This is a genomic window from Pseudomonas sp. Irchel 3E19, assembly GCF_900187585.1.
Taxonomy (GTDB): domain Bacteria; phylum Pseudomonadota; class Gammaproteobacteria; order Pseudomonadales; family Pseudomonadaceae; genus Aquipseudomonas; species Aquipseudomonas baetica.
The window spans coordinates 18,222-38,604 of the sequence record NZ_FYDT01000039.1 but is presented as its reverse complement, the minus strand read 5'-3'; the positions used below and the strand labels follow the sequence as shown (position 1 = coordinate 38,604).

Genomic DNA, 20,383 nt, shown 5'->3' with positions numbered 1-20,383 from the left:
ATGACTTCCGCAATTTTTATCCCTGAACTCGGCCATCTGGCGATGATTCTGGCGCTGTGTTTTGCGCTGGTGCAGGCCGTGGTGCCGTTGGTCGGTGCCTGGCGCGGTGATCGTTTCTGGATGAGTCTGGCCCAGCCGGCGGCGTGGGGGCAGTTTGCGTTTTTGCTGTTCGCGTTTGGCGCGTTGACCTACGCGTTCATGACCGACGACTTCTCCGTTGCCTATGTGGCGAACAACTCCAATACCGCGTTGCCGTGGTTCTACAAATTCAGCGCGGTGTGGGGCGCCCACGAAGGTTCGCTGCTGCTGTGGGCACTGATCCTCGGCGGCTGGACTTTCGCCGTGTCGGTGTTCTCCCGGCAATTGCCGCAAGTCATGCTGGCGCGGGTGCTGGCGGTAATGGGCATGATCAGCACCGGTTTCCTGCTGTTCCTGATCCTCACGTCCAACCCGTTCAAGCGCATCCTGCCGCAAATGCCCAGCAATGGCGCCGACCTGAACCCGTTGTTGCAAGACATCGGCCTGATCGTGCATCCGCCGATGTTGTACATGGGTTATGTCGGCTTTTCGGTGGCGTTCGCCTTCGCCATTGCGGCGTTGATGGGCGGGCGACTTGATGCCGCGTGGGCACGCTGGTCGCGTCCATGGACCATCGTTGCCTGGGCCTTTCTCGGCATCGGCATCACCCTCGGCTCGTGGTGGGCGTACTACGAACTCGGCTGGGGCGGCTGGTGGTTCTGGGACCCGGTGGAAAACGCCTCGTTCATGCCTTGGCTGGTCGGCACCGCGTTGATTCACTCGCTGGCGGTCACCGAGAAACGTGGCGTGTTCAAGAGCTGGACGGTGTTGCTGGCGATTGCTGCATTCTCGCTGAGCCTGCTCGGTACGTTCCTCGTGCGTTCCGGCGTGCTGACCTCGGTACACGCGTTCGCCTCCGACCCGGAACGTGGTGTATTCATCCTGATCTTCCTGCTGTTTGTCGTCGGTGGTTCGCTGACGTTGTTCGCCCTGCGCGCGCCCGTGGTCAAGAGCCAGGTCGGTTTCAACCTGTGGTCGCGGGAAACCCTGCTGCTGGGCAATAACCTCGTTCTGGTCGTCGCCGCGTCGATGATCCTGCTCGGCACGCTGTACCCGCTGATTCTTGATGCCATCAGCGGCGCCAAGCTGTCGGTCGGCCCGCCGTATTTCAACGCGCTGTTCATTCCGTTGATGGCGCTGTTGATGCTGGTGATGGCGGTCGGTGTGGTCGTGCGTTGGAAAGACACGCCGGTGAAATGGCTGGTTGGCATGCTCACGCCAGTGTTGCTCGGCAGTGTTGCGCTGGCAGTGGTGGCCGGTATCGCTTACGGCGATTTCAACTGGGCGGTGATCGCCACCTTCCTGCTCGCAGCGTGGGTGTTGCTCGCCGGGGTGCGCGACATCTTCGACAAGACCCGCCACAAAGGTTTGATCAAAGGCTTGCCGACGTTGACCCGCAGCTACTGGGGCATGCAGATCGCCCACCTCGGCATCGCCGTCTGCGCGCTGGGCGTGGTGTTGTCGAGTCAGAACAGTGCTGAACGCGACTTGCGTCTGGCGCCGGGCGAGTCGATGGCCCTGGCCGGTTATCAATTTGTGTTCGAAGGCGCCAAGCACTTCGAAGGGCCGAACTTCACCTCCGACAAGGGCACCATTCGGGTGATCCGTGACGGCAAGGAAATCAGTGTGCTGCACCCGGAAAAACGTCTGTACACCGTACAGAACTCGGTGATGACCGAAGCCGGGATCGACGCCGGTTTCACCCGTGACCTTTACGTCGCGCTCGGCGAGCCGCTGGAAAACGGTGCGTGGGCGGTGCGTGTACACGTTAAACCGTTCGTGCGCTGGATCTGGTTCGGCGGCCTGCTCACAGGCGCAGGCGGGCTGCTAGCGGCAATGGATCGACGTTATCGGGTCAAGGTGAAATCCAAAGTGCGTGAAGCGCTGGGCATGACGGGAGCGGCTGCATGAGACGTTGGTTGATGCTGGCGCCACTGGCGATTTTCCTGCTGGTGGCGGTATTCCTTTATCGCGGTCTGTACCTCGATCCGGCGGAGCTGCCGTCGGCGATGATCAACAAACCGTTTCCGGAGTTTTCGCTGCCGTCGGTGCAGGGCGACAAGACCCTGACCCGCGCTGACATTCTCGGCAAACCGGCGCTGGTCAATGTCTGGGGCACGTGGTGCATTTCCTGCCGGGTCGAACACCCGGTGCTGAATAAACTCGCCGAGCGCGGCGTGGTGATCTACGGCATCAACTACAAGGACACCAACGCCGATGCCTTGAAGTGGCTGGCCGAATTTCACAATCCGTATGCGCTGGACATCCGCGACGACGAGGGTTCGCTGGGCCTGAACCTCGGCGTGTATGGCGCGCCGGAAACCTTCTTCATCGACGCCAAGGGCATCATTCGCGACAAGTACGTGGGTGTGATCGATGAGCAAGTCTGGCGCGAGAAACTCGCGGCCAAGTATCAGGCGCTGGTCGATGAGGCCAAGCCATGAAGCGCTTTCTAGCCGCCGTGGTGTTGGGCTTGAGTCTGGTCGGTGTAGCCCACGCTGCCATCGACACCTACGAGTTCGCCAAAGAAGGTGACCGTGAGCGTTTTCGCGAGCTGACCAAGGAGCTGCGCTGCCCCAAGTGCCAGAATCAGGACATCGCCGATTCCAACGCACCGATTGCCGCTGACCTGCGCAAAGAGATTTTTCGCATGCTCGGCGAGGGCAAGGACAACCAGCAGATCATCGATTTCATGGTTGATCGCTACGGTGATTTCGTCCGCTACAAACCGGCACTCAACGCCAAGACGGCGTTGCTGTGGTTCGGCCCGGCGGGCTTGTTGCTCGGCGGTTTTGTGGTGATCGCGGTGATCGTCCGCCGTCGTCGCGGCCAGCGCGCCGAGACCCCGCAAGCGCTGTCCATCGAAGAGCGTCAGCGCCTCGACCAACTGTTGGATAAAAACCAAGAATGATTGATTTCTGGCTTGCCGCAGGGCTGTTGCTTCTGGTCGCCCTGAGTTTTCTGCTGATCCCTGTTCTGCGTGAACGCCGCGCCCAGCGTGAAGAGGATCGTACTGCCCTGAACGTCGCGATGTATCAGGAGCGTGTTGCCGAGTTGCAGTCGCAACAGGCCGAGGGTGTGCTGGATGCCGCGCAGATGGACAGCGGTCGTGCCGAAGCCGCGCGTGAACTGCTCGCCGATACCGAAGGTGTGGCGGCGCCGCGCGTCTCGAAGCTGGGCAAACCGTTGCCGCTGCTGGCGGCAGTGCTGGTGCCGGTCTTGGGCCTGGGCCTGTATCTGCACTTCGGCGCTGCCGACAAGGTCGAACTGACCCGCGAATTCGCCCAGGCACCGCAGTCGATGGAAGAGATGACCCAGCGTCTGGAGCGCGCCGTTGCCGCGCAGCCGGACTCCGCTGAAGGGCTGTACTTCCTCGGGCGCACCTACATGGCTCAGGAGCGTCCGGCAGACGCGGCGAAGATGTTCGAGCGCGCCGCCAACCTCGCCGGTCGTCAGCCGGAACTGCTCGGCCAGTGGGCACAGGCGCAGTATTTTGCCGATGGCAAAAAATGGTCGGACAAAATTCAGGCCCTGACCGATGAAGCGTTGAAGGCAGATCCGAAAGAAGTCACCAGCCTCGGTCTGCTCGGCATCGCCGCATTCGAAGGTGAGCGCTATCAGCAAGCCATCGATTACTGGAACCGCCTGTTGGCGCAATTGCCGCCGGACGACAAATCCCGCGAAGCGCTGCAAGGCGGGATCGAGCGAGCCGTAGAGCGCCTGCAAGCCAGTGGTGGCAAAGTCGCTCAGGCAACAGCGCCAAAAGCAGCCTTGTTGAAGGTCAGCGTCGATCTCGCCAGCGAACTCAAAGGCAAGGTGCAACCGGGTGACAGCGTGTTCATCTTCGCCCGCGCTACTTCCGGGCCTCCGGCGCCGCTGGCGGCCAAGCGTCTGACCGTGGCGGATCTGCCGGTAACGGTCGAACTGGGCGATGCCGACGCCATGATGCCGCAGTTGAAACTGTCGAACTTCCCTGAAGTCCAACTGGTTGCGCGCATCTCCCGGGCCGGTCAGCCGACCGCCGGGGAGTGGATTGGTCGCAGCGGGCCTCTTGCCAGCAGCACCACCGCGCTACAAAAACTGACCATCGACAGCCCGGACAAGTAACCGGGTAACACAGGAAAGCACCGCCATGCATACCCTCGCCCGAATCACGGTTCTCACATTGGCCCTGGGCTTGAGTGCATGTGCGGTGCAACGACCGGAATCGCACACCAACCTGCCGCCGATCCCGCCGTCGCAACCCAGCGCGACCCCGTCGACCTCACCGACACCAGGCAAAAGCATTCCGGCCAAACCGGCAAAACCGGTCCCGCGCACTTCGGCAAGCTTCGCTCCGCCACCGGGTGGCAATAGCCATTGGGATCAGAAACTCGGTGTTTACGTGCTCGACGACCAGTCCAACACCTTCTACCGCCAACGCACCTACTTCCGCTGGAACAATGGCTGGAGCCGCTCGATCAGCCCCAACGGCCCGTGGGAAGACACCGACATCCACGGCGTGCCGCCGGGATTGGGCAAGCGATTCGGTCAGTAAATGAAAACGGCGATCTTCGGATCGCCGTTTTGATAATGGGTGCTGCTGAAAACATTAAAGCCTGTAGACCCGAGGCTGAATGGATATCGGCCGTGGGCTAAAATTTCATGCGTTTTTTTCGGCAGATAATTCAGAGCTTTGATTTGCATACTTCGCCAACGGGTCATGGTGATGGTTATCAAAGTGGGCAGTTCGCCAATCTGGTCTGGTGGAGATACCCAAGGACCTGAGTAGAGCCAAAGCCTGATTCCTGACAGGCCAGCGATTTTTTATTCCGAATGGTCGGGATATCAAAACAACGCTGGTGACTTCAGACCTTCCAGGTGCCCCCATGGTGAAAGAAGATGTGCAAGATCCTTACTCCTTCCGTGAGCAGTCAAGATTCACGCTGAAGGAACTGATGGATGCGTTGCTACGGCGATACCAATGCCCCGAGCATAAATTGCTCGATTTTGACCAGCACTCCACAATCGCAATCGAGCTTGATGGCGTCTCGGATGTTTTCATCACCGTGGACGACGATCGCTTATGGGTCTGGAGTGTGCTCGCCGACCTGCGTCTGCCTATGCTCGTGGCCAACGCGGCCGAGGTGTTTTCCTTGTTGAGCAAGCCTGTATTCGGTTTCGAAACAGGGCAACTGGCGCTGAGTGAAGGGGCCGAGGGTTACGAGTTGAAGGGACTGGTCGATTTGCGCAGCCTGGAACACGAACCAGGATTTTCCCTGGTCATCGAGCAGTTCCATCGCCGGCTTGAGGTGCTGTGCACCCTCATCAAGGAGTTTCCACATGCCGATACATAATATTCCCGGCGTCAGTGTTGCCTTCTCTGTACAGGCAGCGCAAACCGATCCGCAGCCTGCCGCCACCCCCGCAGGAATGTCTATCAGGTCGGTCACCAACCCTCTTCATGCTCCGGCGCAGCCTGCTGCCCATGCTCCAGCGGCCGTGGCCCAGCGCGAGTTCATCGCGAAAAACGCCTTTGCCAGTGACGCTGACTTCGAACGTCATATGGTCACTCAGTTGCAACGCTTTACCGCCGGAGAAAAGCTGCCCGAGCGCGAGCTGAATCAGCTGAACGCATGGCGATCGAATGCCAACTATCTGTCCAAAGCAATTGCCCAGGAAATGCAGCTGTCCAGAGAGATCCGTGAAGGGGCTCCTCATGGAAAAGAAGCCAGGCACGTGCAGAAGTTGTCGGCGCCGCTGGAAAGCATTCTTGATCATAGTGTCGGGAAAAGTGTCTTCACCCGTGATGTGGACTTTCGCGAAATGCAGGGCCTGCTCAAGTCCGAGCGTTTTCTATCGGTCAATGAGCGCCAGTTGAACGGGATAGGGCGAATCAGAAAAATGGCCGACTTCAACCGTGGCGGGGCCATGGGCACCTATACACGGGTGGTGTCAGACAAACGTATCGACCAGGCCAAGACCGCAGCGGCCTACCAGCAACTGCCTCCGTTAGGGATCGGTTCCATTGGTAATTCAGGCATAACCATTACCCTCGATGGCAAGACAGCCCTGAGCAAGATCAGCCATCCCCTGGAGCTTTGGCATAACGACCGGGATTCCGCGGGGCGTATTCTCGGTCGGGTCGCGCAGGCACCCAGTGAGCGAGAGGGCGCCAAGGTCGGCAGGAGCGGCGAAAGGTATCTCGGTCAGCGCAATCCCTTGTATTACAAGCGTGACGACCTAGAGCGCCTGTATCCATTGAAGGCTCTGAACCCCGACCGGTTGGCGCGGATTGCCAGCGAGAGCCATACGCACTTGAAGGACATCCTCGAGACGCCCGGAGCCCATACGGACCACAACGAGCAAGTGTGGCTGACTCCGCCCAGCCTGGCCGCGGTCAAGGCGATCTTTATCCAGAAGCAACTGGACAGGCCGCCAGCGCTGATCGCGAAAACGCCGGACGAACTCATCCGCGAAAACGAGCGCCACCAAAGCAAGATCCAACAACTGAAGGAACGCAGCGTCCTGCTCGAACAGCAATACCGCGCGGGCAGCCTGACCCATCCCGAGATGGTCGCGGGCAAGGCGCCTCTGATGAGCCAGTCAAGAAAACTCGAAGAAACACCTTATCCCTACAAAATCGTCGATCAGAGCGCGCGACTGCCCAAGGAAGTACGCGTGCCTTCTTTCTGGAAAGACGGGAATGTTCCCGCAGGCTATGAAGGCCTGCGCGACAGGCTGGGTATGGAGGGCGTGGCGCTGGCTGATCTGATTACCCATGTCAGCCCGAATACCAAGCGCGCCGATTTGCCGGCCATGGCGGACGAGGTGTTACAGCGCGGGAAAGAGCCGAAACAACCTTGAACCTTTCAGGCCATGGATGGCCAGGAACTACAGTCAGGGACGATGGCGCGCGACGCTAAAAGTTGGCGACATCAGCGGCTCGCCTCTAGCAAATTCTGCACATACTCAACAAACACCCGTGCCTTTGCACTCGCCATCCGGCCTGTCGGAAACACCGCCCACAGATCCTGGTCCGGCAGCGTCCAGTCCTGCATTACCGGCACGACTGCGCCGCTGGCCAGTTCCGGGGCGAACATCCATTGCGAGGCAATCGTCAGGCCCTGATCGGCCAGGACGGAGGCGCGCAAACCCTCGGCGGCGCTGACACGGATGCGGCCGCTGAGGGTTTGCGTGTGTTGCGCTGTGCCTTGAGTGAAAGTCCAGGTGGCGCCGCCGCTCAGGTTGTAGACGATGCCTTGATGCAGTTCCAGTTCGGCAGGGCAGGTGGGTACGCCGTGACGGGCGAAATACGCCGGCGAGCCGAGCACTACACGGCGGCAGTCGGCGATCTTGCGCGCGGTCAGGCTCGAGTCGCTGAGCGGGCCCATACGCAAAGCGACGTCGATGCCTTCCTCGACGAGGTTGATGTTGCGGTCGTCGAGAAGCAGGTCGATGTTCAGTTGTGGATGCTGGTCGAGGAAGGGACCCAGTTGCGGCACGATGTGCAGGCGGCCGAAGGTCACGGCGGCGCTGATACGCAGGTTGCCGCTCAAACCACTGGCGCTGCCACGGGCGGCGTTGTCCGCTTCGTTGGTTTCTTCGATGGCGCGCTTGGCCCGCTCGAAGAATGCCAGCCCGGCTTCGGTCGGGGTCAGGCCGCGGGTCGAGCGCAACAACAGACTTACGGCCAGGCGCTTTTCCAGTTGAGCGATGGTCTTCGACACGGCGGGCTGGCCGATTTCCAAACGCCGGGCGGCGGCGGAAAACGAGCCGGTTTCCACGACGTAGACGAAGGTCTCCATGGCGGCGAGGCGGTCCATCTCATGTCCTTGCACAATCTTGAGGCTGTTGAATAACCCTGTAGGAGTGAGCCTGCTCGCGATAGCGGTGATTCAGCAACATCAATGTGTCTGATACACCGTATTCGCGAGCAGGCTCACTCCTGCAGGGGGAATGTGTTGTTGATCAGAACGCAGCTTTGCCGACGGACGCACCGCCATCGACAAACAGTGTCTGCCCGGTGATGAAACCGCTTTGTTCGGACAACAGAAACGCAATCGCCGAAGCGATCTCTTCCGGATGTCCCAAACGCCCCATCGGCACTCCGGCCAGCGCCCGCCCAATGCCCTTGCTGGCACCGGTGATGAGGAAAGTACGTCGGGTCATGGCAACTCCTTGGAAGGTCTGTCGGACGGTCGTGAGTGTAATCTGACCGAAGCGTGTGGAGCGGGTCTTTGCTGAACATAAACACTGGAGCAGCGTGCCGCAGCTCCTACAGAGGGATCGCCGTATCGAATTGACGCTGTTAGCGCGAGGATGAAGTTAAGCCGTCGCCAGCGAACGTCCCTGCGATGCACTCAAAAACCGCAACAACGCCAACAACGGAAACGCACTGCCAACAATCACGATCCACAACCAGCCGCCATACTCATATACCGCGCTGGCCACCGACGAGCCAAAGGCGCCGCCGATGAAGATGCTGGTCATGTACAGCGCGTTCAGGCGACCGCGGCTTTTGGCGTCCAGCGAGTACACCGCACGTTGGCCGAGGACCATGTTCATCTGCACGCAGAAGTCGAGCACCACGCCGGTTACCGCCAGGCCGATCACGCTGTAGGCCGGGTGGATGAAGGCGGGCAGGAAGCTCAGGCTGGCGAACAGCATGGCCAACAGCGAGGCGAGGCGGGTGTGGCCAGCGTCGGCCAGGCGTCCGGCGATGGGGGCGGCGATGGCACCGATGGCGCCGACCAGGGCGAAAATCGCGATCTCGCTTTGCGGCAGGCCATGGTTACGTGCCAGCTCCAGCGGCACCGCGGTCCAGAACAGACTGAACGTGGCGAACATGCAACCCTGGTAAAACGCACGCTGACGCAGCACTGGTTGTTGGCGCAGCAGTGTCCACAGCGACCCGAGCAGTTGCCCGTACGTGGCGCTGTGATCCGGTTGGCGCTTGGGCACAGTCAGCGCCAGCACCACACTGATCGCCGCCATCAATGCTGCCGCGATCATGAACATCGCCCGCCAACCGAAATGGTCGGCGACCACGCTCGACACCGGCCGCGCCAGCAGGATACCCAACAGCAAGCCGCCCATGATCCCGCCGACCACGCGACCACGAGATTCTTCCGGCGCCAGATGCGCGGCCAGCGGAATCAGAATCTGCACCGACACCGAACTGAAACCCACCAGTAGCGAGATCAGCAGAAACAGGTTGGGCTGATCGGTAAACGCCGCCGCCAACAGGCTGGCAATCGCCACCACCGTGGTGATGATCATCAGCCGACGGTTTTCCAGCAGATCACCCAACGGCACCAGGAAGAACAGGCCCAGCGCATAACCGATCTGCGTCAGCGAGACGATGAAGCTGGCCATGGTGTCGGTGAGGCCAATGTCCGGTGCGATCAAGCCGATGATCGGCTGCGCGTAGTAGATGTTGGCAACGATGGCGCCGCAGCAGAAGGCGAACAGCAGCACCATGCCTCGGGTCATCGTGTGGGTTGTGGCGGTCATAAGGGTTCTCGATGCAGCGAAAGGGAATGCGGTGAGGCTAAGGGTTAATCCGCAAGGGCAGAAGGCGCCGGCGATTGATATCAGTTATTCCGTTGCGGAATGGCTGGGTGCTAGCGGCGTGTCATCCATCGGCGGACCTTGCGTCCGACCGTTGCGGGTCGATGATACATTCACTTACATCCTGTTCGATAGCGTGCTTATGTCTGCATTGGCTTGTTCAACATTGATGACCGGAGGATTGCAATGTTTCGTCAGAGGCTTCACCACATAGCAACGATTGTCCTGATCAGTCTGCTGGGCGCGGTGAGCGTGCAGGCTGCTGATGCCCCCGGCATGCGCCTCGGCGTGCGCGGCGAGATCGCCGGGGTCAGTGCCGACTCACTGAAAGTCCACGTCAACAGCGGTGAAAACGTGCTGATTCAGTTGACCAGTGACACCAAGGTCCGCGCCGTCACCCTGGCCAATATCGAAGACATCAAACCCGGCAGTTACATTGGCGCGGCGGCCATGCCGCAGGAGGACGGCACACTCAAGGCGCTGGAGGTGCATGTGTTTCCGCCGGAGCTGGCGGGCAGCGGTGACGGGCATCGACCGTTCGACCTGGCCAAGGGCAGCAGCATGACCAATGGCAGTGTCGGCGACCTGGTAGTGAGCAATGGTCGGGTGCTGACGGTGAACTACAAGGGCGGCCAGCAGAAGATCCTGGTGCCGGAGGACGTGCCGATCGTCAACCTGACGCCGGGCGATAGAAGCTTGCTGAAGGTCGGGGTGAAGATCGTTACGTTCGTCACGCAAGGGGTGGATGGCACGCTGACGGCGCAATCGATTTCTGCAGGCAAGGATGGGGTGACGCCACCGATGTAACCGCCTGAACACCTATCACTGTGGGAGCGAGCCTGCTCGCGAAAGCGGTCTGGCATTCAATGATGTGCTGGCTGATCTGACGCTTTCGCGAGCAGGCTCGTTCCCACAGGGGGCGGTGTTAGATGTCAATATGCGCACAAAAAAGGCGACCTCAGTGGGTCGCCTTTTTCATTTCAGCTCAAGCCTTACTGGCCCGTGTAAATCTGATCAAACACCCCACCATCATTGAAGTGGGTCTTCTGCACGGTGCGCCAGTCACCAAAGGTCTTCTCCACCGACAGGAAGTCGACTTTCGGGAAACGGTCGGTGTACTTCGCCAGCACCGCCGGATCACGTGGGCGCAGGTAGTTCGCCGCAGCAATCTCCTGACCTTGCGGTGACCACAGGTACTTCAGGTACTCATCCGCCGCTGCGCGCGAACCTTTCTTGTCGACGACTTTGTCGACCACCGACACCGGCGGCTCAGCCTCAGCAGAAACGCTCGGGTAGATCACTTCGAACTGATCACGACCAAATTCGCGGGCGATCATTTCCGCTTCGTTCTCGAAGGTCACCAGCACGTCGCCAATCTGGTTGGTCATGAACGTGGTGGTCGCGGCGCGGCCGCCGGTATCCAGCACAGGTGCTTGCTTGAACAGTTTGCCGACAAAGTCCTTGGCCTTGTTTTCGTCGCCACCGTTCTTCAGCACATAACCCCAGGCCGAGAGGTAGGTGTAGCGGCCGTTGCCCGAGGTTTTCGGGTTCGGCACGATCACCTGCACGCCATCCTTGAGCAGATCCGGCCAGTCTTTCAGGGCTTTCGGGTTGCCCTTGCGGACGATGAACACAGTGGCCGAGGTGAAGGGCGCGCTGTTGTTCGGCAGGCGCGTGACCCAGTTGTCCGGAACCAGTTTGCCGTTGTCGGCCAGAGCGTTGATGTCGGTCGCCATGTTCATGGTGATGACGTCAGCCGGCAGGCCATCGATCACCGAGCGCGCTTGCTTGCTCGAACCGCCGAAGGACATCTGTACGGTGATGTTTTCGTTGTGTTCGGCTTGCCAGTGTTTCTGGAACGCGGCGTTGTAGTCCTTGTAGAAATCGCGCATCACGTCGTAGGAAACGTTCAGCAAGGTCGGTGCGGCTTGAGCCACGCTACCGAAGGCGAGACCGGCGGCGAGAAGTGAGGCGCCAAAGAGTTTTTTCACTGCGCATTCCTTGTTCTATCTGTGTAGGAGCAGGGGGTGATGTTCAATTGCCACTGACTATAACGGGGCTCGCATAGTCGCTTAAAGATTAAAAAGCTCTGTGCTTATTCGATTTTCTTGAACAGCTGATTGCCGCAACGCGAGCAGAACGCAGCGCCGTGTTCGTGGCTGTTTTTCTTGCACGCCGGGCAGTCGTGTTGCAGTTGTTCGCCGCGCATGGCGTTGGCCAGTTCGGCGGTGAAAATCCCGGTGGGTACAGCGATGATCGAGTAACCGGTGATCATCACCAGCGACGAAATCACCTGACCCAGCGGTGTCTTTGGCACGATGTCGCCGAAACCCACGGTGGTCAACGTGACGATAGCCCAATAGATGCCTTTGGGAATGCTGGTGAAGCCGTGCTCCGGGCCTTCAATCACGTACATCAGGGTGCCGAACACCGTCACCAGGGTGCAGACGCTGACCAGAAACACAACGATCTTCTGCTTGCTGCCGCGCAGCGCCGACATCAGATAGTTGGCTTGTTTGAGATACGGACTGAGCTTGAGTACGCGGAAAATCCGCAGCATCCGGATAATCCGGATGATCAGCAGGTACTGCGCATCGCTGTAATACAGCGCGAGGATGCCGGGCACGATCGCCAGCAAATCCACCAGCCCATAAAAACTGAAGGCGTAGCGCAGCGGCTTCGGTGAGCAATACAGACGCAGGATGTACTCACCGAGAAAGATGATCGTGAAGCCCCACTCGATGTAAGCCAGCACATCAGCATAGTTCTGGTGGATGCTGTCGATACTGTCGAGCATCACGATCACCAGACTGGCGAGGATGATCAACAGCAAGATGCCGTCGAAGCGCCGCCCGGCGAGGGTGTCGCTCTGGAAAATCATGACGTAAAGCCGCTCACGCCAGTTGTTGCTGCTGTCCATGGAAAACGCCTGAATCAAAGATCAGCGCAGCCTAGGTTGATTCTCCCCATGAGCGCAAGGCGTGCTGTCGACGTTGGCCTTGCCAAGCATCTGGATACCGGCGCGGATCAGCCAGCAGGCGAGGATGAACGGCGCGGTCAGCGTGGCCAGGCCGATGGCGGCGAACAGCGGTGTGACCAGCAGCGCCACAACAATGCCGAGCAACGGCAACCACGGTTGTTGACGCTGGGCGCTGAAGGCGAGGGCGGCGAGTACCGCGTTGAAACTGCCGAGGCCGAACAGTGCGGCGCTGGTTTCGTGGTGCAGCAGGCTCGAACCGAGGCCAATCGCCGAGGCCAGCAGCGCCCAGCAAAAAGCCCGGCGATCAGCGATCAGCAAACCAGCGGCGATCAGTGCGCCGGCCAGCGGATGACCGAGAAACATCACCTGACCCAAACCGCGCAGTTCAGCGGCGAACAGGTTCAGCGTGTTCATCTCGATGTGCGCCATTGGCGCCGAAGGCTCGGCGAACAGCAGCAGGATCCAGCTCATGGCCACGAACGGCGAGGTGTAGGCCGGTATGGCTCGGCTGCGGTAAACATGTTTGAGCCATTGCTGCGTGACCATCGCACTGAGGCCGCCGGCGGCGAGAATCAGCGGCGGCAGCAATGGCGACCAGGGGAAATACAGGCTCAGCAACAAACCAAGCAACACGCCGTTGTAGCTGAACAACCCGGCCTGACGATCAGCCTTGGCATAGTTGCGCCGTTGCGCGGTGAGTAATCCGGCGACGGCGCCGAGCAGCGCACCGGAGAACAGCACTGGCGCTGTCAGCAGGATCGCCAGCAGACACAGCAGGCCGCACAGCGGATGGCGCTGGAGGAATATTTGACTGAAACCGTTGAGCAAAGCCTCGGCCCAGTCGGGGCAGTGGGTGTTGAAAGAGTTGGCAGACATGGCAGTTCTGAAGGTCAGTGAAACCGAGTCGCCTGCTTCGCCAGCAGGCTGGCTCCCACATTGAATCTTTGTTCAGTCATTGAGTTTGTGATGCACACAAATCAACTGTGGGAGCGGGCTTGCTCGCGAAGAGGCCAGTTGTAGCGCTCAAGCATTTTGATTGAAGGAATAACCGCTATTCCCACAGGTGCTTTTTGAGCATGTTTAGATCAATGTTTCGATACGCAGCGAGTTGGTCGACCCCGGCTGCCCGAACGGCACACCGGCGGTGATCAACAGCGTGTCACCGCGCTCGGCCATACCTTGTGCCTGGGCAATTTCCAGTGCGGTCGAACACACCTCGTCGACCTGCCGCAAACGATCGTTGACCACCGAATGAATCCCCCAGGCCACGCTCAAACGGCGCGCGGTCTGCAGGTTCGGCGTCAGGTTGAGGATCGGTGCTTTCGGCCGTTCCCGCGCCGCACGCAAACTCGAGGTGCCCGACTCGCTGTAGTTGACCAGCACCGCCACCGGCAGCACGTTGCTGATGCGACGGATCGCGCAACTGATCGCATCGGAAACCGTCGCTTCGGCTTTTGGTCGGCTGACGTCGAGTTGCGTCTGGTAGTCCGGGCCGTTTTCCACCTGGCGGATGATCTTGCTCATCATCTGCACGGCTTCCAGCGGGTATTCGCCCGACGCGGTTTCTGCCGAGAGCATGACCGCATCGGCGCCTTCGGCCACAGCGTTGGCAACGTCGGTCACCTCAGCGCGGGTCGGGGCAGGGGAGAAGCGCATCGATTCCAGCATCTGGGTTGCCACCACCACCGGTTTACCGAGTTCGCGGCATGTGGTGATGATGTTTTTCTGAATCTGCGGCACGCTCTCGGCGGGCACTTCGACGCCCAGATCACCGCGGGCCACCATGATCGCGTCGCTCAGTTCGGCGATTTCGCGCAGTTGCTCGACTGCCGATGGCTTCTCGATTTTCGCCATCAGAAAGGCTTTGTCGCCGATCAGTTCGCGCGCTTCGATGATGTCTTGCGGACGCTGCACAAACGACAGCGCGACCCAATCCACGCCCAGCTCCAGACCGAAGCTCAGGTCGCGACGATCCTTGGCGGTCAGTGGGCTCAGGTCGAGCACTGCTTGCGGCACGTTCACACCTTTACGGTCGGACAGTTCGCCGCCGTTGAGCACGGTGGTGTCGATCGCGTCGGAGTACTTGGTCACTACGCGCAGACGCAGTTTGCCGTCGTCGAGCAGCAGATCCATGCCGGCTTCCAGCGCCGCGATGATCTCCGGATGCGGCAGGTTCACCCGGCGTTCATCGCCCGGTGTGACGTCCAGATCAAGCCGGAATGCCTGACCGCGATGCAATTGCACCTTGCCGTCGGCGAACTTGCCGACGCGCAGTTTCGGCCCTTGCAGGTCCATCAGAATGCCCAGCGGATAGTTGAGCTGGCGCTCGACCTCGCGGATCCACTGATAGCGCTTGGCGTGGTCGGCGTGATCGCCGTGGCTGAAGTTGAGGCGGAAGATATTCACCCCGGCCTCGACCAGTTCACGGATGTCGTCGATGCCATCGACCGCAGGCCCGAGGGTGGCGAGGATTTTGACCTTTTTATCAGGCGTCATGATTTAGAGTTCTCAAGGATCAGGATGGCGCGGAAGTCGTTGACGTTGGTGCGGGTCGGCTCGGTGACGATCAGCGCATCGAGCGCCGCGAAATAGCCGTAGCCGTTGTTGTTATCCAGTTCGTCGCTGGCGCTTAGGCCCAGAGCGGCGGCGCGGGCGTAGCTGTCCGGGGTCATGATCGCGCCGGCGTTGTCTTCCGAGCCGTCGATGCCGTCGGTGTCACCGGCCAGGGCGTAGACGCCGGGCTGACCCTTGAGGCTGTCGGTCAGGCTGAGGAGGAATTCGGCGTTACGTCCGCCACGGCCATTGCCGCGCACGGTCACCGTGGTTTCGCCGCCGGAGAGGATCACGCACGGCGCAGCCAGTGGCTGGCCATGGTTGATGATCTGCCGGGCGATACCGGCGTGGACTTTTGCCACCTCGCGGGATTCACCTTCCAGGTCGCCGAGGATCAGCGTGCTGAAACCGGCCTGACGGCATTTCACCGCAGCGGCGTCCAGCGATTGCTGCGGACGGGCGATCAACTGGAAGTGACTGCGGGCCAGGCTCGGATCACCGGGTTTGACGGTTTCCGACTCGGGGCTTTGTAGCCAGTTGCGTACCGAGGCCGGGATCTCGATGCCGTAGCGCTTGATGATCGCCAGCGCTTCGGTGGAGGTGCTTGGGTCGGCCACGGTCGGGCCGGAAGCGATGACCGTAGCGAGGTCGCCCGGTACATCGGAAATCGCATAGGTATAAACAGTCGCCGGCCAGCAGGCCTTGCCGAGACGGCCGCCCTTGATCGCCGAGAGGTGCTTGCGCACACAGTTCATCTCACCGATGGTCGCGCCGGATTTGAGCAGGGCTTTGTTGATCGACTGTTTGTCGGCGAGGGTGATGCCGTCGGCCGGCAGCGCCAACAGGGCAGAGCCGCCACCGGAGAGCAGGAAGATCACGCGGTCGTCTTCAGTCAGGTTGCTGACCAGCTCCAGCACGCGTTTGGCCACGGCCAGGCCGGCAGCGTCCGGGACCGGGTGCGCGGCTTCGACCACTTCGATTTTTTCGCATGGGGCGCCGTGACCGTAACGGGTCACGACCAGGCCTGTGACTTCACCTTCCCAGCAGCGCTCGACCACTTGCGCCATGGCGGCGGCGGCTTTGCCGGCGCCGATGACGATCACGCGGCCGGTGCGGTCGGCGGGCAGATGAGCTTCGAGGACTTGGTTCGGATGGGCCGCGTCGATGGCTGTGGCAAACAGCTCGCGCAGCAGTTGTTGCGGATCGACCGACATGGCGGGCTCCCGGAATTCTTGTTATTCGAAAGGGCAACTCAGATCCCTTGTGGGAGCGAGCCTGCTCGCGAAGGCGGTGTGTCAGCCAACATGGATGTTGAATGTGCAACCGCTTTCGCGAGCAGGCTCGCTCCCACAGGGTTTTGTGCAGGGCTTATTTTTTGTCGCGAATCGAGAAGTTGGCCATGTGTTCCAGACCCTTGATCAGCGCCGAGTGGTCCCAGTTGCTGCCACCGATGGCCGCGCAGGTGCTGAACACTTGCTGGGCGTTGGCAGTGTTCGGCAGATTGATGTTCAGCTCCTTGGCACCTTGCAGGGCCAGGTTCAGGTCCTTCTGGTGCAGGCTGATACGGAAGCCCGGATCGAAGGTGCCTTTGATCATGCGCTCGCCGTGTACTTCGAGGATCTTCGAGGAGGCGAAACCACCCATCAGCGCTTCACGCACCTTGGCTGGATCCGCACCGTTTTTCGAAGCGAACAGCAAAGCTTCAGCGACGGCCTGAATGTTCAGGGCAACGATGATCTGGTTTGCCACTTTCGCGGTCTGACCGTCGCCATTGCCGCCGACCAGCGTGATGTTCTTGCCCATGGCCTGGAACAGCGGCAGCGCGCGTTCGAAGGCATCGGCGTCGCCACCGACCATGATGCTCAGCGTTGCGGCTTTGGCGCCGACTTCACCGCCGGATACCGGTGCGTCGAGGTACTGCGCGCCTTTTTCGTTGATCTTGGCGGCGAACGCCTTGGTGGCGGTCGGCGAGATCGAGCTCATGTCGATGACGACTTTGCCTTTGCCGATACCGGCAGCCACGCCGTCGGCGCGGAACAGCACGTCATCGACCTGCGGGGTATCCGGGACCATGACGATGATGAACTCGGCTTCCTGCGCCACTTCGCGCGGGTTCGCCAACGCGACGGCGCCAGCGGCCACCAGGTCGGCAGGCGCGGCGTCGTGGTGCGCTGACAGGAACAGGCTGTGACCGGCTTTCTGCAGGTTCGCCGCCATTGGGTGGCCCATGATGCCGGTGCCGATAAATCCGATTTTAGCCATGAGAAAATCCTCTTGTTTTTGTCTTGCTCAAGCAAATAGGAGAGCTGCTTTTATGTGGGAGCGAGCCTGCTCGCGAATGCGGTATGCCAGGCGCCACTGATGGTGAATGTGCCGGCCTCTTCGCGAGCAAGCCCGCTCCCACAGGTTTTGCGTTGTTCTTAAATTGCGTTATGGGTTTTCAGCCAGCCCAGACCTGCTTCGGTGGTGGTCAGCGGCTTGTATTCACAGCCGACCCAACCCTGATAACCAATGCGGTCGAGGTGTTCGAACAGGAAGCGGTAGTTGATTTCACCGGTGCCTGGTTCGTTGCGCCCCGGGTTGTCCGCGAGCTGCACATGGTTGATCTCGCCCAGGTGCGATTGCAGGGTACGGGCCAGATCGCCTTCCATGATTTGCATGTGATAGATGTCGTATTGCAGGAACAGATTGGCGCTGCCGACCTGCTCGCGAATCGACAGGGCTTGCGCCGTGTTATTCAGGTAGAAGCCCGGAATGTCGCTGGTGTTGATCGCTTCCATCACCAGTTTGATGCCGACGGCTTGCAGCTTGTCGGCGGCGTACTTGAGGTTGGCGACGAAGGTTTTTTCCACGGTGGCATCGTCCACGCCTTGCGGACGGATACCGGCCAGGCAGTTGATCTGGGTGTTGCCCAGCACTTGTGCGTAGGCAATGGCCAGATCGACCCCGGCGCGGAACTCTTCAACCCGATCCGGCAGGCAGGCGATACCGCGCTCGCCCTTGGCCCAGTCACCGGCCGGCAGGTTGAACAGCACTTGGGTCAGACCGTTGGCGTCGAGCCTGGCCTTGATTTCGGCAGAGTTGAAGTCGTACGGGAACAGGTATTCCACACCACTGAAACCGGCCTTGGCGGCGGCGTCGAAACGGGCAAGGAAATCCTGTTCGGTGAACAGCATGGACAGGTTGGCTGCGAAACGCGGCATGGTGGTCTCCCGTAAATCTTGTGAGGTTCCCCTTGTGGGAGCGAGCCTGCTCGCGAAAGCGGTCTGTCAGCCAACATCGGTGTTGGATATGAAGCCGTCTTCGCGAGCAGGCTCGCTCCCACAAGGAGAGCGGTCAGCAGTTAATCAAGCAGCGAAATCGCCGTTGGCGCATCGTTGCCGACCAGCGCCAGGTCTTCGAACTCGTTGACGGCGTTGATCTCGGTACCCATGGAGATGTTGGTCACACGCTCCAGAATGATCTCGACGATCACCGGCACCTTGAACTCTTCGATCATCTGTTCGGCCTTGCGCAGGGCAGGGGCGATTTCCGATGGTTCGAACACACGCAGCGCCTTGCAACCGAGGCCTTCGGCGACTGCGACGTGGTCAACACCGTAACCATTGAGTTCCGGCGCGTTCAGGTTATCGAAGGACAGCTGCACGCAGTAGTCCATTTCGAACCCGCGCTGTGCCTGACGGATCAGGCCCAGGTACGAGTTGTTCACCACGACGTGGATGTAAGGCAGTTTGAACTGAGCGCCGACCGCCAGTTCTTCGATCATGAACTGGAAATCATAATCCCCCGACAGGGCCACGACTTTACGGTTCGGATCGGCCTTGACCACGCCCAGCGCTGCCGGAATGGTCCAGCCCAACGGGCCTGCCTGGCCGCAGTTGATCCAGTGACGCGGCTTGTAGACGTGCAGGAACTGCGCGCCGGCAATCTGCGACAGACCAATGGTGCTGACGTAGCAGGTGTCCTTGCCGAACACCTGATTCATTTCTTCGTAAACGCGCTGTGGTTTCACCGGCACGTTGTCGAAGTGGGTTTTGCGATGCAGGCTGGCTTTGCGCTGCTGGCAATCCTGCAGCCAGGCACTGCGGTTTTTCAGCTTGCCGGCGGCTTGCCACTCACGGGCGACTTCGATGAACACGGTCAGCGCGGCAGCCGCGTCAGACACGATGCCCAGATCCGGCGTGAACACACGACCGATCTGCGTGCCTTCGATGTCGATGTGAATGAACTTGCGGCCTTCGGTGTACACGTCAACCGAACCGGTGTGACGGTTGGCCCAACGGTTACCGATGCCCAGCACCACGTCGGATTTGAGCATGGTGGCGTTGCCGTAGCGGTGCGAAGTCTGCAGACCGACCATGCCGACCATCAACGGGTGATCGTCCGGGATGGTGCCCCAGCCCATCAGGGTCGGGATGACCGGGATGCCGGTCAATTCGGCGAACTCGACCAGCAAGTCGCTGGCGTCGGCGTTGATGATGCCACCACCGGCTACCAGCAATGGACGCTCGGCCTGATCGAGCAGGGCCAAAGCCTTCTCGACCTGAACGCGGGTGGCGGTCGGCTTGGCCAGCGGCAGAGGCTGGTAAGCGTCGATGTCGAATTCGATTTCGGCCATCTGCACGTCGAACGGCAGATCGATCAGCACAGGGCCTGGACGGCCGGAGCGCATTTCAAAGAACGCTTTCTGGAACGCGTACGGCACTTGGCCCGGCTCCAGAACAGTGGTCGCCCACTTGGTGACTGGCTTGACGATGCTGGTGATGTCGACCGCCTGGAAGTCTTCCTTGTGCATACGGGCGCGGGGTGCCTGGCCGGTAATGCAGAGGATGGGAATCGAGTCGGCCGAGGCGCTGTAGAGCCCGGTGACCATATCGGTACCGGCAGGGCCGGAAGTCCCGATGCACACGCCGATGTTGCCGGCCTTGGTGCGGGTGTAGCCCTCGGCCATGTGCGAGGCGCCTTCAACGTGGCGAGCGAGGACGTGATCGATGCCACCGACTTTCTGCAAGGCGGAGTACAGCGGGTTGATGGCAGCGCCTGGAATGCCAAAAGCGGTATCAACCCCTTCACGGCGCATCACCAGAACGGCGGCTTCGATTGCTCTCATTTTGCTCATGGTTTTGTGCCTCTTTACGTTTTGTAATTGTATACAAGTGGCTTTTCGCAGAGTGTATTCACGGCGGACGGCGCAGGTCAATCCATTTTCTCAAGCGGCTG

Annotated in this window: 19 protein-coding genes; 8 read left to right on the top strand and 11 right to left on the bottom strand. The window is 60.4% G+C overall.

Features of this window, described 5'->3' with window-relative positions; translation table 11 throughout:
• The 7 genes from CKW18_RS21725 (at position 1) to CKW18_RS21695 (ending at position 6,924) form a co-directional block, all read left to right on the top strand.
• Positions 1-1,989 carry a heme lyase CcmF/NrfE family subunit gene (locus CKW18_RS21725; RefSeq protein ID WP_095190681.1) on the top strand — a complete coding sequence of 663 codons (1,989 nt, stop codon included), beginning with the start codon at positions 1-3 and terminating at the stop codon, positions 1,987-1,989.
• Positions 1,986-2,522, top strand: a complete 537-nt coding sequence (locus tag CKW18_RS21720) for a DsbE family thiol:disulfide interchange protein (protein ID WP_095190680.1) — start codon at positions 1,986-1,988, stop codon at positions 2,520-2,522. Before CKW18_RS21725 ends, CKW18_RS21720 begins: the two co-directional genes overlap by 4 nt.
• Entirely contained in the window at positions 2,519-2,989 is a 471-nt protein-coding gene (locus tag CKW18_RS21715; RefSeq protein ID WP_095190679.1) for a cytochrome c-type biogenesis protein, read from the top strand. The genes CKW18_RS21720 and CKW18_RS21715 overlap by 4 nt, the downstream gene beginning before the upstream one ends.
• Positions 2,986-4,185 (top strand): c-type cytochrome biogenesis protein CcmI, encoded by a 1,200-nt coding sequence (ccmI, locus tag CKW18_RS21710; RefSeq protein WP_095190678.1) that lies wholly within the window; start codon positions 2,986-2,988, stop codon positions 4,183-4,185. Before CKW18_RS21715 ends, ccmI begins: the two co-directional genes overlap by 4 nt.
• 25 nt (positions 4,186-4,210) lie before the next feature.
• Positions 4,211-4,615 carry a hypothetical protein gene (locus tag CKW18_RS21705; RefSeq protein ID WP_095190677.1) on the top strand — a complete coding sequence of 135 codons (405 nt, stop codon included), beginning with the start codon at positions 4,211-4,213 and terminating at the stop codon, positions 4,613-4,615.
• 331 nt (positions 4,616-4,946) lie between these two features.
• Positions 4,947-5,414 carry a hypothetical protein gene (locus CKW18_RS21700; RefSeq protein WP_095190676.1) on the top strand — a complete coding sequence of 156 codons (468 nt, stop codon included), beginning with the start codon at positions 4,947-4,949 and terminating at the stop codon, positions 5,412-5,414.
• Entirely contained in the window at positions 5,401-6,924 is a 1,524-nt protein-coding gene (locus CKW18_RS21695; RefSeq protein ID WP_095190675.1) for a hypothetical protein, read from the top strand. Before CKW18_RS21700 ends, CKW18_RS21695 begins: the two co-directional genes overlap by 14 nt.
• Positions 6,925-6,995: 71 nt before the next feature.
• Here the strand turns inward: CKW18_RS21695 and CKW18_RS21690 are convergent, their stop codons facing one another.
• The 3 genes from CKW18_RS21690 to CKW18_RS21680 form a co-directional block, all read right to left on the bottom strand.
• Positions 6,996-7,883 carry a LysR family transcriptional regulator gene (locus tag CKW18_RS21690; RefSeq protein ID WP_095190674.1) on the bottom strand — a complete coding sequence of 296 codons (888 nt, stop codon included), beginning with the start codon at positions 7,881-7,883 and terminating at the stop codon, positions 6,996-6,998.
• A gap of 145 nt (positions 7,884-8,028) precedes the next feature.
• On the bottom strand, positions 8,029-8,229 hold the full coding sequence (locus tag CKW18_RS21685) for an SDR family oxidoreductase (RefSeq protein WP_256587053.1): 201 nt from the start codon (positions 8,227-8,229) through the stop codon (positions 8,029-8,031).
• Between the two features lie 156 nt (positions 8,230-8,385).
• Positions 8,386-9,573 carry an MFS transporter gene (locus CKW18_RS21680; RefSeq protein ID WP_095190673.1) on the bottom strand — a complete coding sequence of 396 codons (1,188 nt, stop codon included), beginning with the start codon at positions 9,571-9,573 and terminating at the stop codon, positions 8,386-8,388.
• A gap of 243 nt (positions 9,574-9,816) precedes the next feature.
• Here CKW18_RS21680 and CKW18_RS21675 point away from each other — a divergent pair, with 243 nt between their 5' ends.
• A complete protein-coding gene (locus CKW18_RS21675) occupies positions 9,817-10,437 on the top strand; it encodes a DUF5666 domain-containing protein (protein WP_095190672.1) in 621 nt (206 codons plus the stop codon).
• Positions 10,438-10,622: 185 nt separating this feature from the next.
• Here the strand turns inward: CKW18_RS21675 and CKW18_RS21670 are convergent, their stop codons facing one another.
• From CKW18_RS21670 to gcl, 8 genes are all read right to left on the bottom strand, one after another.
• Positions 10,623-11,621: a sulfate ABC transporter substrate-binding protein gene (locus tag CKW18_RS21670; RefSeq protein WP_095190671.1), complete on the bottom strand. Its 999-nt coding sequence runs from the start codon at positions 11,619-11,621 to the stop codon at positions 10,623-10,625.
• 104 nt (positions 11,622-11,725) lie between these two features.
• Positions 11,726-12,550: an ion transporter gene (locus CKW18_RS21665; RefSeq protein WP_095190670.1), complete on the bottom strand. Its 825-nt coding sequence runs from the start codon at positions 12,548-12,550 to the stop codon at positions 11,726-11,728.
• 21 nt (positions 12,551-12,571) lie between these two features.
• Entirely contained in the window at positions 12,572-13,486 is a 915-nt protein-coding gene (locus CKW18_RS21660; protein ID WP_095190669.1) for an urea transporter, read from the bottom strand.
• A gap of 204 nt (positions 13,487-13,690) precedes the next feature.
• Positions 13,691-15,106, bottom strand: a complete 1,416-nt coding sequence (gene pyk / locus CKW18_RS21655) for a pyruvate kinase (protein ID WP_095190668.1) — start codon at positions 15,104-15,106, stop codon at positions 13,691-13,693.
• Positions 15,103-16,377 carry a glycerate kinase gene (locus CKW18_RS21650; RefSeq protein ID WP_095190667.1) on the bottom strand — a complete coding sequence of 425 codons (1,275 nt, stop codon included), beginning with the start codon at positions 16,375-16,377 and terminating at the stop codon, positions 15,103-15,105. The genes pyk and CKW18_RS21650 overlap by 4 nt, the downstream gene beginning before the upstream one ends.
• A 154-nt stretch (positions 16,378-16,531) precedes the next feature.
• The gene (locus CKW18_RS21645) at positions 16,532-17,425 is read right to left on the bottom strand and encodes a 2-hydroxy-3-oxopropionate reductase (protein ID WP_064594449.1); all 894 of its coding nucleotides are present in this window, start codon (positions 17,423-17,425) and stop codon (positions 16,532-16,534) included.
• A gap of 158 nt (positions 17,426-17,583) precedes the next feature.
• Positions 17,584-18,366: a hydroxypyruvate isomerase gene (gene hyi, locus CKW18_RS21640; protein WP_095190666.1), complete on the bottom strand. Its 783-nt coding sequence runs from the start codon at positions 18,364-18,366 to the stop codon at positions 17,584-17,586.
• A gap of 140 nt (positions 18,367-18,506) precedes the next feature.
• Positions 18,507-20,282: a glyoxylate carboligase gene (gene gcl, locus CKW18_RS21635; protein ID WP_095190665.1), complete on the bottom strand. Its 1,776-nt coding sequence runs from the start codon at positions 20,280-20,282 to the stop codon at positions 18,507-18,509.
• Positions 20,283-20,383: the final 101 nt, after the last annotated feature.

What these genes read in the sequence shown, in the direction of transcription:
- CKW18_RS21725 (WP_095190681.1), top strand. Translation starts at nt 1, where the DNA reads ATGACTTCCGCAATTTTTATCCCTGAACTCGGCCATCTGGCGATGATT.
- CKW18_RS21720 (WP_095190680.1), top strand. Translation starts at nt 1,986, where the DNA reads ATGAGACGTTGGTTGATGCTGGCGCCACTGGCGATTTTCCTGCTGGTG.
- CKW18_RS21715 (WP_095190679.1), top strand. Translation starts at nt 2,519, where the DNA reads ATGAAGCGCTTTCTAGCCGCCGTGGTGTTGGGCTTGAGTCTGGTCGGT.
- ccmI (WP_095190678.1), top strand. Translation starts at nt 2,986, where the DNA reads ATGATTGATTTCTGGCTTGCCGCAGGGCTGTTGCTTCTGGTCGCCCTG.
- CKW18_RS21705 (WP_095190677.1), top strand. Translation starts at nt 4,211, where the DNA reads ATGCATACCCTCGCCCGAATCACGGTTCTCACATTGGCCCTGGGCTTG.
- CKW18_RS21700 (WP_095190676.1), top strand. Translation starts at nt 4,947, where the DNA reads ATGGTGAAAGAAGATGTGCAAGATCCTTACTCCTTCCGTGAGCAGTCA.
- CKW18_RS21695 (WP_095190675.1), top strand. Translation starts at nt 5,401, where the DNA reads ATGCCGATACATAATATTCCCGGCGTCAGTGTTGCCTTCTCTGTACAG.
- CKW18_RS21690 (WP_095190674.1), bottom strand. Translation starts at nt 7,883, where the DNA reads ATGGACCGCCTCGCCGCCATGGAGACCTTCGTCTACGTCGTGGAAACC.
- CKW18_RS21685 (WP_256587053.1), bottom strand. Translation starts at nt 8,229, where the DNA reads ATGACCCGACGTACTTTCCTCATCACCGGTGCCAGCAAGGGCATTGGG.
- CKW18_RS21680 (WP_095190673.1), bottom strand. Translation starts at nt 9,573, where the DNA reads ATGACCGCCACAACCCACACGATGACCCGAGGCATGGTGCTGCTGTTC.
- CKW18_RS21675 (WP_095190672.1), top strand. Translation starts at nt 9,817, where the DNA reads ATGTTTCGTCAGAGGCTTCACCACATAGCAACGATTGTCCTGATCAGT.
- CKW18_RS21665 (WP_095190670.1), bottom strand. Translation starts at nt 12,550, where the DNA reads ATGGACAGCAGCAACAACTGGCGTGAGCGGCTTTACGTCATGATTTTC.
- CKW18_RS21660 (WP_095190669.1), bottom strand. Translation starts at nt 13,486, where the DNA reads ATGTCTGCCAACTCTTTCAACACCCACTGCCCCGACTGGGCCGAGGCT.
- pyk (WP_095190668.1), bottom strand. Translation starts at nt 15,106, where the DNA reads ATGACGCCTGATAAAAAGGTCAAAATCCTCGCCACCCTCGGGCCTGCG.
- CKW18_RS21650 (WP_095190667.1), bottom strand. Translation starts at nt 16,377, where the DNA reads ATGTCGGTCGATCCGCAACAACTGCTGCGCGAGCTGTTTGCCACAGCC.
- CKW18_RS21645 (WP_064594449.1), bottom strand. Translation starts at nt 17,425, where the DNA reads ATGGCTAAAATCGGATTTATCGGCACCGGCATCATGGGCCACCCAATG.
- hyi (WP_095190666.1), bottom strand. Translation starts at nt 18,366, where the DNA reads ATGCCGCGTTTCGCAGCCAACCTGTCCATGCTGTTCACCGAACAGGAT.
- gcl (WP_095190665.1), bottom strand. Translation starts at nt 20,282, where the DNA reads ATGAGCAAAATGAGAGCAATCGAAGCCGCCGTTCTGGTGATGCGCCGT.